At 72.3% G+C, this 13,275-nt stretch carries 10 protein-coding genes; 2 read left to right on the top strand and 8 right to left on the bottom strand.

What is annotated here, in order from left to right:
• Positions 1-18: 18 nt before the first annotated feature.
• The 5 genes from ACIP6U_RS40750 to ACIP6U_RS40730 all read right to left on the bottom strand — a co-directional run bounded on the left by ACIP6U_RS40750 (position 19) and on the right by ACIP6U_RS40730 (position 5,511).
• Positions 19-1,194 (bottom strand): MAB_1171c family putative transporter, encoded by a 1,176-nt coding sequence (locus ACIP6U_RS40750; RefSeq protein ID WP_401727806.1) that lies wholly within the window; start codon positions 1,192-1,194, stop codon positions 19-21.
• Positions 1,191-3,023 carry an MAB_1171c family putative transporter gene (locus ACIP6U_RS40745; protein WP_401727805.1) on the bottom strand — a complete coding sequence of 611 codons (1,833 nt, stop codon included), beginning with the start codon at positions 3,021-3,023 and terminating at the stop codon, positions 1,191-1,193. The genes ACIP6U_RS40750 and ACIP6U_RS40745 overlap by 4 nt, the downstream gene beginning before the upstream one ends.
• A complete protein-coding gene (locus tag ACIP6U_RS40740; protein ID WP_401727860.1) occupies positions 3,020-3,484 on the bottom strand; it encodes a toxin in 465 nt (154 codons plus the stop codon). Before ACIP6U_RS40740 ends, ACIP6U_RS40745 begins: the two co-directional genes overlap by 4 nt.
• 102 nt (positions 3,485-3,586) lie before the next feature.
• Positions 3,587-4,849 carry a DUF6545 domain-containing protein gene (locus ACIP6U_RS40735; RefSeq protein ID WP_401727804.1) on the bottom strand — a complete coding sequence of 421 codons (1,263 nt, stop codon included), beginning with the start codon at positions 4,847-4,849 and terminating at the stop codon, positions 3,587-3,589.
• Complete coding sequence (locus ACIP6U_RS40730) at positions 4,846-5,511, bottom strand: toxin-antitoxin system, toxin component family protein (protein WP_401727803.1); 666 nt, start codon at positions 5,509-5,511, stop codon at positions 4,846-4,848. Before ACIP6U_RS40730 ends, ACIP6U_RS40735 begins: the two co-directional genes overlap by 4 nt.
• Positions 5,512-5,757: 246 nt before the next feature.
• Between ACIP6U_RS40730 and ACIP6U_RS40725 the strand changes: the two genes are divergently transcribed.
• Positions 5,758-7,278 (top strand): alpha-N-arabinofuranosidase, encoded by a 1,521-nt coding sequence (locus ACIP6U_RS40725; protein WP_401727802.1) that lies wholly within the window; start codon positions 5,758-5,760, stop codon positions 7,276-7,278.
• Here ACIP6U_RS40725 and ACIP6U_RS40720 read toward each other — a convergent pair.
• Both ACIP6U_RS40720 and ACIP6U_RS40715 read right to left on the bottom strand, forming a co-directional pair.
• Positions 7,275-8,393 carry a hypothetical protein gene (locus ACIP6U_RS40720; protein ID WP_401727801.1) on the bottom strand — a complete coding sequence of 373 codons (1,119 nt, stop codon included), beginning with the start codon at positions 8,391-8,393 and terminating at the stop codon, positions 7,275-7,277. The genes ACIP6U_RS40725 and ACIP6U_RS40720 overlap by 4 nt on opposite strands.
• Positions 8,394-8,528: 135 nt before the next feature.
• Positions 8,529-11,465: a beta-galactosidase gene (locus tag ACIP6U_RS40715; RefSeq protein WP_401727800.1), complete on the bottom strand. Its 2,937-nt coding sequence runs from the start codon at positions 11,463-11,465 to the stop codon at positions 8,529-8,531.
• A gap of 78 nt (positions 11,466-11,543) precedes the next feature.
• On the opposite strand from ACIP6U_RS40715, the gene ACIP6U_RS40710 reads away from it, so the two are divergent.
• On the top strand, positions 11,544-12,002 hold the full coding sequence (locus ACIP6U_RS40710; protein WP_401727799.1) for an RrF2 family transcriptional regulator: 459 nt from the start codon (positions 11,544-11,546) through the stop codon (positions 12,000-12,002).
• Between the two features lie 194 nt (positions 12,003-12,196).
• On the opposite strand, the gene ACIP6U_RS40705 is transcribed toward ACIP6U_RS40710, so the two are convergent.
• Positions 12,197-13,042: an intradiol ring-cleavage dioxygenase gene (locus tag ACIP6U_RS40705; RefSeq protein WP_401727798.1), complete on the bottom strand. Its 846-nt coding sequence runs from the start codon at positions 13,040-13,042 to the stop codon at positions 12,197-12,199.
• Between the last annotated feature and the right edge of the window lie 233 nt (positions 13,043-13,275).

Genomic DNA, 13,275 nt, shown 5'->3' with positions numbered 1-13,275 from the left:
CGGGAGCCACGGGCGCACTCAGCCATGGGAAGCCTTCACAGTACCTTCACGCAGCGTGTCGCAGGCGGGGGTCTCCGCCAGGGCCTGGGCGAGCTCGACCAGGCCGCCCGGACCGGCCACCTCGGTCGCGTGCAGGCGGTACGTGCTCGGCGGGTCGAGGGGCCGGGCCCGTGCGGCGGCCCGGCGGGCGGCGTCGGCGAGCATGGCGGCCTCCGCCGCGACCCGCGCCTGATGCGTGTCCCGGCCCGAACTCAGCGCCGCCCGCCGGGCCTTCTCGCGTACGCCGTCGTCGAAGTACGGCGCCAGTGCCAACAGCGCGTCGTGGATGGAGACTTCACGCCAGCGCAGCCGGGCGAGCGGTAACTGCCACCAGGCGGAGGGCTGTTTGGGCGCGGTCGACACGAACCGCACCCGTGCCCACAGCGGACCGAGACGCCGGTACTCGCCCAGGCTGCGGCAGTGCGCGGCGACCGGCGGCAGCAGCCGCGGCAGCACGAAGCCGGCCGAGCAGAACAGCGCGCCGAGCGAGGCGAGCGGCGGCGCCACCGACGTCGAGAGGAAGTCGAGGTCGTGGCCGTACCAACGCGCCACCACCGCCGTGTACTTGGCCGGCTGGAAGCCCAGCACGTCCAGCATCGCGCCGGTCAGGATCAGCCGCAGTCCGGTCCTGAGCAGGCCGGTCACCTCGCGGCCCCACTTGAGGCACACGGCGCACATGACGACCATGGCCGCGGTGTGCGCGAGCAGGTAGCACAGGATCATCTCGCGCATGTACGGCGTGTTCGCGTAGTACGTGTCCAGGTCCCGCAACCGCTCCACGGGTGCGTCCGCGAGCGCGAACAGCACGACGATCGCGACGACCAGCAGCCCGTACGCGGTCACGCAGGCCAGCACCGCCCGCCGGACCCGCGCGGGGGGCCCGCCCCGCCAGTGGATCAGCAGCACGATCAGGGAGCAGCTGTACGCGGTGAGCATGCCGTAGGTCAGCGGGGCACCGAAGTTGGGGATGCCGGTGAGGTCGTTGACGGCGGCCAGCGTCAGCGGCGCGGAGCAGGCGAAGACGAGCGAGCCGAGCACGATCGCCACGCAGGTCGACAGGGTCAGCGGATCCCGCGCGACGGTACGCGGCCGACGGAACAGCAGGCCCGAGGAGAGCGCGAGCGCGCACGCGGCCACATAGACGACGAGACTCACGCGGCTCCCGTCGGCACCCGGACCCCCGCGACGACGGTCCCCTCGGCCAGCACGTCGGCGATCCGCACCAACACCTCCACTTCCGGCACCAGCCCGAGCGCCCCCGCTCCCGCAGGCACATCGGACACGGCGCCCCGCCCCGGGGGACCACCCGCCGTCCCGACCCCGGTCATCCGCGCGAACCCGTCATCCGACGCACCCGGCAACACGCGCCGGGGCGACCCCGCTCCCGTACCCGAGCCGGACGCGCCGGTTTGCCCCGAGAAGTTGCCGACCGTCCCGGCCACGGTCCGCCGCACGAGCCCGTCGTCCCGCACGCCCGGCGACACCTGCCCGGGTGACCCCGCTCCCGCACCCGAGCCGGACGTTCCGGCTTGCCCCGAGGAGTTGCCGATCGTCCCGGCCACGGTCCGCCGCGCGAGCCCGTCATCCGACGCGCCCGGCAACACGCGCCGGGGCGACCCTGCTCCCGCACCCGAGCCAGGCGCGCCGGCTTGCCCCGAGGCGTTGCCGACCGTCCCGGCCACGGTCCGCCCCGCGAGCCCGTCGTCCCGCACGCCCGGCGACACCTGCCCGGGCGACCCCGCTCCCGCACCCGAGCCGGACGCGCCGGCTGGTCCCGGAGGGCCACCCGCTGCTCCGGCCGCTGTCCTGCCCGCCACCTCGGCCTCGACCCGCCCGCCGAGCCCGCCGTCCCTCGTCCTCGGCAACATCCGCTCCACAAGCTCGCCTTCGTCCCCGAGTACGACTCCACGCCCGAGTCCGACCGGCGCCGTCCACGCCCCCGCCGTCCCGGCGTCCACCCGCTCCGGTTCCTCCGCGATCGCCGCCACGATGACCGTCGCCCACGCCGTGGCCTCGGCCCGGTCGGCGTCGGCGGTCGTGCGCAGGACCTCCTCCCGCGTGCGCTCGTACAGCGCGTGGTCGAAGTACGCGTCGAGGTGGCTGAGGCCGTTGTGGATGCTGGTCTGGCGCCAGACCAGCCGGGTCGTGGGGGAGGACCAGCGAGGGCGCGGCAGGCGCAGCGCGCGCCGGGTCAGGATGTCGTCCAACTCCCGTTCCAGCGGGGCGAGTCGGACGTACGTCCGCCGGGACCGGCGCCACGCGCTCAGCCGGGGTCCGATCAGCGGGAGGAGCACGCCGACGACCGTCAGGACCGCGCCGAGCCCGGCCGCGGCCGGCGGGACCTGGGAGCCGAGCAGGGGCCAGTCCGTCCCGCACCAGCGGGCGATCACGGCGACCAGCTTGCTCACGCTGTACCCGGCGTTGCACAGCGTGCCGATGCCCAGCGTCAGCAGGCTCGCGCGCAGCCAGCCGCCGACCTGGCGGGCCCAGCGCAGCGACGACACCGTGGTGACGGTGGTCGCGGCGAGGTGTCCGACCAGGTAGAGGACGATCATCTCGGCGATGAAGGGGGTGGTCGCGTAGTAGGTGTCCAGGTCCGTGCGGCGTTCCACGGGCGCGTCCCCGAGCGCGAACATCGTCGCGATGCCGAGCACGATCAGCGCGTACGCCACGACCCAGCGGCGCGCGACGCGGTGCACGTGCGGCCCGCCCCGCCAGTACACGATCAGGACCTGCGCGGCGGCGCTGTACACGGTGATCGACGCGTACGTCAGCGGCGCGGCCAGGTTGGGGACTCCGCTGACGCCGTTGACGTACGCCACCGTCGGCGGTGCGCCGAGGAAGAAGCACAGGCCGGCCAGGCCCAGCACCACGCAGATCGCCCGGAGATAGGGGTCGTGGCGGTGGCGGCGCAGGTCGGGGGATTTGACGAGCAGGCCGAGCCAGAGGATCCCGCAGCTGACGTAGTTGATGAGACCGCTCATCTCTGTGTCCCACGGTGGTTGAGCGCGGCGCCTATGCGGCCGGCGAGGTCGGGGGAGTCGTTGCCGGCGGACGCGAACACGGAGTCCGTGGACGCCTCCAGCCAGGTGCGCAGCCGGCCGCCCATCAGCATCCCGAACCGGTCGGCCTCCTGCTCCTCGGCGAGGCTGAAGTCGGTACGGGCACCGCCGGTGCCGCCCTGACGCATGTGCCACACCTCGTGGCAGAAGATGACGAGTTGGTGCCAGGGCGCGGCCCGCCGGTCGACGACGACGTCGTCGTGGGCCTCGCCCTCCAGCCACAGTCCGCTGGCCGTGTGCGGCGGGAACACCGCGCGGTGGACCAGGACTTCACGGCCGCGCCAGGCGCTGACGGAGTCGACCAGCGCCTCGAACAGGAGCTCCGGGTCGGCCGGGATCGGCACGCGGATGGGGTCGACGAGGACGTCGGCGAGACGACGCATGTCCCTGTTGGTCCCCACCGCGCATCTCCCTGTCGGCTCGCACCGCGCTCCCCGGGGCTGCTCGGGTGTTCGACGGCCGTGTGTGCAACAGCCGACATGCTCTCAGACCGCGTGATCCTCCGCCGGAGGATGCGAGGGATGCGTCGCGGACGGCGACCGAACCGTCACCTCCGCCTCGGCACGTGCCCTCGCCCCCACCTGCCCCCGCACCGCCGCCAGTTCCTCCGGCCGACGCAGCGCACGCGACACCGCGCCGATCTCCCGCAGCAGATCCGTCGTGTCGCCGTCGTGGTCGCCCGCCCCGTCCGCCGCGTGGTGCCGAGCGGCGACGGCGTCCTGGATGCTCACGGCGGAGGCGAGCGCCTTGGCCCGGCCGGCCTCGAAACCGAGGGCGAGCGCGGCGTCGTAGGCGGAGCGGCGGCGGTCCTCGTCGATGTGCCGGGCCAGCGGCAGCAGCACGTCCCGGATGAACGTCTCCCGGCGGATCAGCCGGAGTTCGGGCGTGGCCCGCAGCAGGAACGGCGTGCCGCCGCCGTTGACCGTGCGCAACAGCAGGTACAGCGGCCGCAGTTCGCGGTGTGCGAACCGGACCCGCCAGCGGTCGTGCAGGTACTGGCCGGCGTGCGGCAGGATGAAGCCGATCGCGATCAGGATGGCCGACAGACAGGCGATCGGCGGCGCCACCCCCGTACTGAGCCAGTCCAGGTTCCGCCCGGCCCAACGGGCCGCGACCGCCGTGAGCTTGGCCGCGTCGAAGGCCAACTGGATCGCGTAGCCGACTCCGAGGAACTTCAGCCCCCAGCGCAGCCACGCGTCGAGGCCGTCCGCGCGCACCCAGTTCCAGATCAGCCACGAGGTGATCAGCGTGGCCACGGTGTGGGCGAGGAGATAGAGCAGGATCATCTCGCGCAGGTACGCGGTATTGGCGTAATACGTGTCCAGGTCCCGCAGCCGCTCCACGGGCGCGTCGCCGAGCGCGAACAGCACCCACAGCGCGACGATCACGCCCGAGTAGGTGGCGACGACCCAGCGCATCGCGCGGACGGTCTGCGCGGAGCGGTCCGCGAGGCCGTTGCGCCAGGCGATGATCAGCAGCAGGCAGGAGCCGCAGAACGCGGTGAGCAGTGAATACACCCAGGGCGCCGAGATGTTGGTGACGCCGGTGACCCGGTTGACCCAGGCGATCGTGGCGGGCGCGACGAACACGAACACCGCGCAGGCGAGCAGCAGTAGTCCGCCGACGGCCCGCAGCAGCGGGTCGCTCCACAGCCGGATGATGGTGGGCAGTTTGATGGCCAGCGCGGCGGTCAGCACCCCGGCCGGGATCCACCAGAAGGACGGGTAGAACTCGTTGACGAAGCTCACCGCGGCGGCCCGCCGCGCCCGCGGTAGCCCAGGGACCGCTGGAAGGGGTCGAGGTCCCCGCCGGGGGTCCGCCCGTCGAGCATTGGCCGGAACGCGGCGGCGAGCCGGTGCCCGAAGTCGTCGGCCTCGGCCTCGTCGCTCTGCCGCGAGCCGTTGCGCGCGGCCACCGTCAGCGCCGCGTCGGTCCACTCGCGCCGGTCGGCCAGGGCGTGCGCGGCGACGGGACCTGCCACGTGGTGATGGCCGTGCGCGGCGTGCAGATGCCACAACTCATGGCCCAGGATGACCAGTTGCTGCACCGCCTCGGCCCGCTCCTCGACGATGACCAGGTCGAAGTCCTGGAACTCCACCCACAGTCCGGTGACCTCGATCTCGTCGGGGAACCGCTCGAAGCGCAGATCGAGGGGCCGTCCGCCGCGCAGCGCGCTCATCTCCTCGCACAGCGCCCGGCACAGCTCGCGCACCCCGGTCGGCGGGTCCGGTCTGGCCGCCACCGCGGCCCCGAGGCGGGCCGTCAGCTCCCGCATCCCCGAGCGCGTGCCGGCGCGCGTCCCGAAGTACGCGCCGAAGCGGGTGCCGAAGCGCGGCCCGGCGGCTCTTCGCGAGCGCATGAGAGCAGCGGCGATCCCGGCCGCCTTCCTCCGCGCGCCCGCGATGTCCATCGTGCCCCTTCCCGCCCGGCCGCCGGGCGGCAGGGCGGTTCGAGCGTACGCGGCAGGTCCGGTCCACGTCATGTGATCCGGTGCGAGTGGTTCAGTGCGGAACTACCCCTCTGGCTGGAAAGTTCCGCCCGGACCATTGACCGAGAAAGCGCTTCCTCCTTACGGTCCTGTTCGAGGATGCGAGCGAGAGTCGATATCCCGGACGGTCGCCAGCCCCGTTCCAGCCCCCGTTTCCGAAGGGTCCCCATGAGCACCACCACCGCCCGTTTCACGCTCGACCCCGCCTTCACGGTCGGCGAGGTGAACCCCCGACTCTTCGGATCCTTCGTCGAACACCTCGGCCGCTGCGTCTACACCGGCATCTTCGAACCGGACCACCCCACCGCCGACGAGGCCGGAATCCGCACCGACGTCCTCGACCTGGTCCGCGAACTCGGCGTGACCGCCATCCGCTACCCCGGCGGCAACTTCGTCTCCGGCTACAAGTGGGAGGACTCCGTCGGCCCCGCCGAGGACCGCCCCCGCCGCCTCGACCTCGCCTGGCGCTCGACGGAGACGAACCGGTTCGGTCTCTCCGAGTACATCGCGTTCCTGAAGAAGGTCGGTCCCCAGGCGGAGCCGATGATGGCGATCAACCTGGGCACCCGAGGCGTCGCCGAGGCCCTGGAACTCCAGGAGTACGCCAACCACCCCGCCGGCACCGCCCTCGCCGAGCAGCGGATCGCGCACGGCGACAAGGACCCCTTCGGCATCAAGGTCTGGTGTCTCGGCAACGAGATGGACGGCCCCTGGCAGACCGGCCACAAGACGGCCGAGGAGTACGGCAGGGTCGCCGCCGAGACGGCCCGCGCGATGCGCCAGATCGACTCCGGCGTCGAACTCGTCGCCTGCGGCTCCTCGTCCCAGGCGATGCCGACCTTCGCCGCGTGGGAGGCGACCGTCCTCCAGGAGACGTACGGCCTGGTCGACTACATCTCGCTGCACGCCTACTACCAGCCGCACGACGGCGATCTCGACTCCTTCCTCGCCTCCGCCGTCGACATGGAGTCCTTCATCGAGAACGTGGTCGCGACCGCCGACCACGTGGGCGCCCGCCTCAAGTCGAAGAAGAAGATCAACCTCTCCTTCGACGAGTGGAACGTCTGGTACACGTCGGACTGGGAGGAGCAGACGAAGAACGCGGACCCGGCGGACTGGCCGGAGGCGCCGCGCCTGCTGGAGGACAACTACAGCGTGCTGGACGCCGTCGTCTTCGGCTCGCTGCTCATCGCCCTGCTCCGGCACGCGGACCGCGTCACGGTCGCCTGCCTCGCCCAGCTCGTCAACGTCATCGCCCCGATCATGACCGAACCGGGCGGCCCGGCCTGGCGCCAGACGACCTTCTTCCCCTTCGCCCAGGCCTCCCGCTTCGGCCGCGGCCAGGTCCTCGACGTCCGCGTCGACTCGCCGACCCACGAGACCAAGGTGTACGGCGAGACCGACCTGCTGCACGCCACCGCGGTCCGCGCCGACGACGGCACTGTCACCGTCTTCGCCGTCAACCGCAGCCGCACCGAGCCGCTGCCCCTCGAAGTCGCCCTGTCCGGCCTGGACCTGACCTCCGTCGCCGAACACACGGCCCTCGCGGACGCCGACCCGGACGCCCGCAACACCCTCGCCGACCCCGACCGCGTGACCCCGCACCCGGTCGAGGGCACCACCCTCACGGACGGCACCCTCACCGCCGTACTGGAACCGCTGTCGTGGAACGTGATCCGGCTGGCCTAGGTCTCGATGTGCACCTGTGCGGGCGGATACGGGTACGAGGACGTCGTGCCGACGGACCAGTAGCCGCCCGTGCCGGGGACCGCCGCGAGGGCGAGGGGGAGCACCGGAGTGGTCGCGGTCGGGCCGCGCTCGCTCACCCAACTCCCGTTCTCCCAGCGGAGGTGGTGCGCGCGGGTCTGGTCCCAGAAGTCCCAGCCGGCGATGCGGTCGGGGCCGCCCTGGCCGTCGTCGACGATCCCGGACAGCATGCCGACCGTGAACGGGGTGGTGACGTAGGTCCAGGAGTCGCCGTCGCCGTGCATCAGCGTGACGCTCGGCGGTTTGCCGGGCGGGCCGCCGACCCCGTAGGAGTAGCCGGTGAGCCAGATGTCGTCGTCGGCGACCGGGAGGAGGCCGGTGACGGAGGCGCGGATGCCGGGTGGCGTGGGCAGTTCGGTCCACGCCGTGCCGTCCCAGCGGGCGATGAGGGCGCTGTCGTAGACCCAGACGTCACCGGAGGGCAGGACGCGCAGGCCCGACGGGGTGGCGGTGGTGCCGCTCGGGGGCGCCGGCTCCCAGGTCCAGTCGGCGCCCTGGCCGTGCAGCAGGAGCAGGCCGTCGCTGGAGCGCCCGGAGATCCAGGTGTCGCCGTCGGGGCCGAGCGCGACGTCCGTGAGGTCGGTGCCGGAGGTTCCGCGGCCGGGGAAGTCGGCGTCCTGCCAGGTCACGCCGTCCCAGGCGAGCAGCCGGTACCCGCCCGTCGTGCCGTGGCCGAGCGCCCAGGCGCGGTCGGCGGTGCCGGCGACCGCGTGCAGGTATCCGCTGAAGCCGAGGTGGGAGAGGTCGACGCGGCTCCAGACCGAGCCGTCCCAGACGAGGGCCAACGGGGTCCCGCGTGTGCCGCCGTTGCGGCCCTCCTCGCCGACCGCCCAGGCCAGACCGGGTCCGGCGGCGGCCACGTCCAGCAGCTGGGCGGCCGGGGCGCAGTCCGGAGCCGGGACGGCGGTCCAGTCGTGGGGCACACCGGCGCTCGCCGACCTCGCCGCGCCCGCACGGGCCGCTCCCGTGCTCGCCGAGACCAGACCGAGTCCGGCCCCGACTCCCACCACGCCACTGATGAATCGCCGTCTTCGCACGGGAGTTCCCCCTCATCACCGTTCGCGGCCCATGGGCCCACACGGTGAACCAGCCTGCCGAAGAAGGCAATGCGGGCGTACGTCCCTTTCAGGTCACGCCCGCACCCGGCTCCCGGCGCCGCTCACCCGCGCCCCTCACACCGCCGTCACCGGCACCCCTCCCGCCGCCGAACCCAGCAGCGTCAGGCCCACCTCCGCCGGACCCGAGGCCGTGGTGCCGTCCGAAAGGACCGCCAGGGCAAGGGTGTTGGTGCCGCGCGTGCGAAGGATCCCGTTCGGCAGGACGAAGGTGTGCTGCGGGCCGACGTCGTTGATGTACTGGCCCATGTTCCAGCCGTTGAGGAAGATCTGGACGCGATAGGCGCGGGCCACGTCGTCGTTGAGGACCAGCCCGATCGACGCGTCGATGCCGGCGTCGACGGCGAGCTTGAAGCTGCGCCGGTACCAGGTCACGCCCTGCCGCTTCTCGGCGTTCACCAATTCGCCCAGGGCCCATTCACCGTCACCGAACTCCGGCAGATGCCAGCCGTTGCGCTCCCCGTACAGCCCGCCGTTGTTCTGCGGCCCGCGCACCGGATCGGCCGCCGCCTCGCCCTGGATCCGCCAACTCACCTTCGGGGCAGCCCCCTTGAAGGTCACCGCTGTCAGTCCGCGGGCCACCTTGTGGGTGTCCGTCGACTTGCCGTCCATGTCGTGCTGCATCCGCCGCACCAGCACGGACAGCACGTGCGCGCCCGAGGTGCGCAGCGCCTGCGGCACCGCGAACTCGGCCGTGGCCGTCCAACTCCCCTGCCGGACCGAGGTCTTGTCCGGCACCGGCATCCGGTGCGCGCCCAGCGGCTGCCCGTCCAGCCAGGCGAGCAGCAGCCCCTGCGTGCCCGTGCTGTAGGCGAGGGACACGGACTGCGCACCGGTCGCGTCGGCGAAGTGGCCGCGGTACCAGACGTCGCCGTAGTGGAAGCCGTAGTCGTCGGCGAAGAGCACCGGCTGTCCGGCGGGGACCGGTGTGGTGCTGAACGAGGTCGTGCGGTCGGCGGTCTTCCAGGCGGAGTCGTCGAAGGCGAGGGCGGCCTCCGGGTTCTCGGCCCTCTTGCGCCAGCCGTCGGCCAGCGACGGCAGGGCGACCGTGCCGACGCCCGGCAGCGGCTGCGCGGCCCGCAGGCTTCCGGAGGGCGTGGCGGAGGTCGTCAAGTCGTTGTCGTTCCAGGTGACTTCGAGGATTCCGCGCGGCCCCCACACCTCCAGTTCGGCTTCCGTGACGGTGTCGCCCGTGAGCGCGACCGTCACCCCGGTGACCGTCACCGTCCGCACCAGGGCGGGCCCGTAGACGAGGACCGCCCCCGACGGGGTGTCGTAGGGCCACAGCCGCAGGGAGGTCTCGTCGTCGGCGAGCAGCAGGAGCAGCGGGGTCGCGGTCCCGCAACCGGACACCAACACCCGGGTGAGCCCGCCCAGTTCGGCCTCGATCCGCAGCAGCCCGTCGGTGTACGTGGAGGTGGCGTCCCCGTCCAGCACGGCCACCGTCGGCTGGACCTCGCACTCGATCGCGGTCACCGTCGGCTCGCCCGTCGGCCCGGTGAGCACGGCGATCTCCTGCCGTCCGGCGGTGAGCGCCAGCATGGGCTGGGCGGTGGAGTACCGCACCTTCCGCCGCCCGAGCTGGATCCCGGCGGCCAGCAGTCGCGCGTCCTTCGCCGGCACGGTGACCGGCGCGTCGATGCCGGGCACGGTCGAAGTGACCGCCTTCGTACCGTCGTTGCGCAGGACGTAGACCTGGGCGCCGGTGTCGGGGTTGGCCAGGTGGTACGCCTTCAGGCCGGTCACCGTGACGTCCGCCGCGCGGTCCAGCTTGGCGAGGTCGGGCACGTGCTGGACCAGATGCCCGAGCTGGTGCATGGGGACCAGCTTCGCCGTGGGCTGCCGAGCCTCGTCGATGGCGGCCCCGTAGTCGTACGAGGTGTACACGCAGGGAGCGGGCAGCCAGCCCCAACTGGTGCCGCCGTAGGTCATGTAGACGTTGTGCAGGGTGATGCCGTTGGCGAGGTTGGTGAGGTAGAAGCGCCGCTCGTACGCCGCGTCCCGGGTGCGCCGGGACTCCGCGTACCCCTTCCCCTTGAACTCGACCCCGCCCCACGGATCGAACCAGCCGCCCCCGAACTCCGGCACGAACCCGGGAGTGTCGGGGCTGGCCGTGGCCCCGCCCTTCGCGCCGCCGATCCCGAAGTGCCCCCAGTCCGGGGCGGGTTGGCTGGGCGAGGGGTAGCCGTCGAAGCCGTACAGCCAACGCCCCTCCTCCCCGCCCATGTCGAAGCTCCCGGGGGTCCAGTAGCCGTTGCGGCCGTTGTCGTTGTGGAAGAGGGGCACGTCGATGCCGTCGGCGCGCACCTTCGCGTACAGGTGGGCCATGTAGTCGCGGCCGGCCGGCTGGTCGACGTACGCGTTGTACTCGTTCTCGATCTGGTAGAGCAGGACCGTGCCCGCGCCGTCGGTGTACAGGTGGCGGGCGACGATCGCGTTCACCCGGGTGAGGAACTCGTCGACGTGTCCGAGATACGTGGGGTCGGAGGTGCGGGCCGTGCCCTTGGTGACGGTCAGCCAGCCGGGGTAGCCGCCCGCGTCGATCTCGGCGTTGATGTACGGGCCGGGGCGCAGGATCACGTACAGGCCGGTCTCGGCGGCCATGGTCAGGAACAGGTCCAGGTCGCGGACGCCGGTGAAGTCGTAGCTGCCGGGCGCGGGGGAGTGGTAGTTCCAGGAGACGTAGATGCTGACCGCGTTGTAGCCGTGCGCGCGCATCTTCTGCAGGACGTCCCGCCACAGGGAGGGGCTCGGCAGCCGGAAGGGGTGCAGCTCGCCCGACCAGACGACCAGGCGGCTGCCGTCGACGAGCAGCGAGTAGCGGTCGAATTCGATCGTGTGCCGGCGGCCGTCCGCGCCGGGCGGCGCGGGCGAGGGGCCGGTGGGCGCGCTCGGCGCGGCGTAGGCGCAGCTCGCCGCCCCGCTGCCGCCGAGCGCCAGGCCGAGCGCGGCCGATCCGGCGAGTGCGCTGAAGGTACGTCTGCTGAGCCCCAAGGAAGCCTCCGTCGTGCGGGTCCGTCGGCGGGCGAATTCGGGGTCATTGTGTACGGAGGGACACCCCACAATGGTCGTATGAGGATCTCGGCACGGGCGGATTACGCGGTACGGGCGGTTCTTGAGCTCGCCGTTCGGCAGGACGGCGCAGCGGTGAAGGCGGAGGCCATCGCCGCCGAGCAGGGCATCCCGCACAAGTTCCTGGAAGGGATCCTCGGCGATCTGCGGCGCGCCGGGGTCGTGGACAGCCGGCGCGGCGGGGGCGGCGGCTACCGGCTGGCCCGGGAGGCCGCGAAGATCACGGTCGCGGATGTCATACGGGCGGTGGACGGCCCGATCGTGTCCGTACGCGGCGAGCGGCCCACCGGCCTGGAGTACACCGGGTCGGCCCAGCCGCTGCTGCCGCTGTGGATCGCGCTGCGGGCCAATGTGCGCAAGATCCTGGAGGGCGTCACGATCGCCGACATCGCGGCGGACGCCCTGCCGGAGCCCGTGCGGGAGCTGGCGGCGGAACCGGCGGCGTGGGAGAACCCGTAAAGGATCGAGCGAGGTCGTACGGGGTCGGGCGAGGCTGGTGGGCTGCCGCCCCGGCGTCCCGGTCCGCGCCCCTCGCCGCACCGGGAGAGGGCGAGCGGGACGGGGACCGGGTCCGAGTCCGCCGAGGGGCGGCAGCCGGTCGGGGTGTGATCAGCGGTGGCGGGTCGGCCGGTGGCCGTTCACCCGGTGGCTGATCAACTGGTGCTGACGCCCACGGTCAGGGTGGCCGCGTAGCCGTCGGAGACGCCGGAGCCGAGGGCGGTCAGGGTCAGCAGGCCGGAGGCGGCGCCGCCGTCGTCGTAGACGGAGTCGTCGGCGAGGGCCGTCTCGGCGGTGGTGTTGTCCGAGTACGGCGAACTGGCCTGCACCTCCTCGTTGATGTCGGTGTCGAAGAAGAGCTGGCCGGTGTGGACGAGTGTGCCGCCGGTGTACGTGCCGTCGGCGAGGGTCACGTCCGTGTGCACCCGCATATGGACGTGGACGGCGCGCGAGACGTAGTGCCCCGGCCAGATGGACGTGATGGTCGCCCGGCCGTCGGAATCGGTCAGCTGCCCGCCGCGCAGGAAGGTGCCGTCGTCGTCCTCCGTGTGGCCGTTCTTGCCGACGAAGCCGGAGTACTCGCCGAGCGCGTCGCAGTGCCAGAGTTCGACGAGGGCGTCGGCGAGCGGAGCGCAGTCGTTGTCCTGGTCGACGACGGTGAAGGTGTACTGGACCTCGACGCCTTCCTTGTCCTCCCTGATGTCCTCGCGGATCAGGGCGCCGTCGAGCGAGTACGGGCCTTCGGTGACCTCGGAGGTGAGGGTGCAGACGCCGCTCGTCGCCGAGTCGGTGGCAGCCGCCTCGGTGGAGACGGTGGTCGACCCGCTCCCTGTGGCGGGCGTGTCGGCCGAGGCGAGACCGGCGGCCACGAGACCGCCCGCCAGGGCCGCGGTACCGCCGCCGATCAGGACGCGGCGACGCTGGAGGCCCTTGTCCCGGCGGTGCCGGGCGGGCTGTTGGCTGTGCTGATTGTGGTGCTCCGTGTTTCCCGTCATGGCCATGAAGCTAGGGGCGCACCTGAAGGATTCCTTGATGTGCGGCTGTGAAGGCGCTAGGGATGGATCGGTCAACGCCCCCTTATTTCAACAGAGTTCACATGCTGTGGAAACAGTGTGAATAGCGCGTCTGTGAATGGCTTGAGTTCGCCCTGACCGTCGTCGGTGTGCGTTCCTACGATGCGATCGCCCCCGGCCTTCACAGAATCCCCATAGATTCCGCACAGGGCCGAGGGCGT

Source organism: Streptomyces sp. NPDC088794 (assembly GCF_044750545.1).
Lineage (GTDB): Bacteria > Actinomycetota > Actinomycetes > Streptomycetales > Streptomycetaceae > Streptomyces.
The sequence above is the reverse complement of the archived record's forward strand: the minus strand, read 5'-3'. Positions and strand labels throughout refer to the sequence as shown.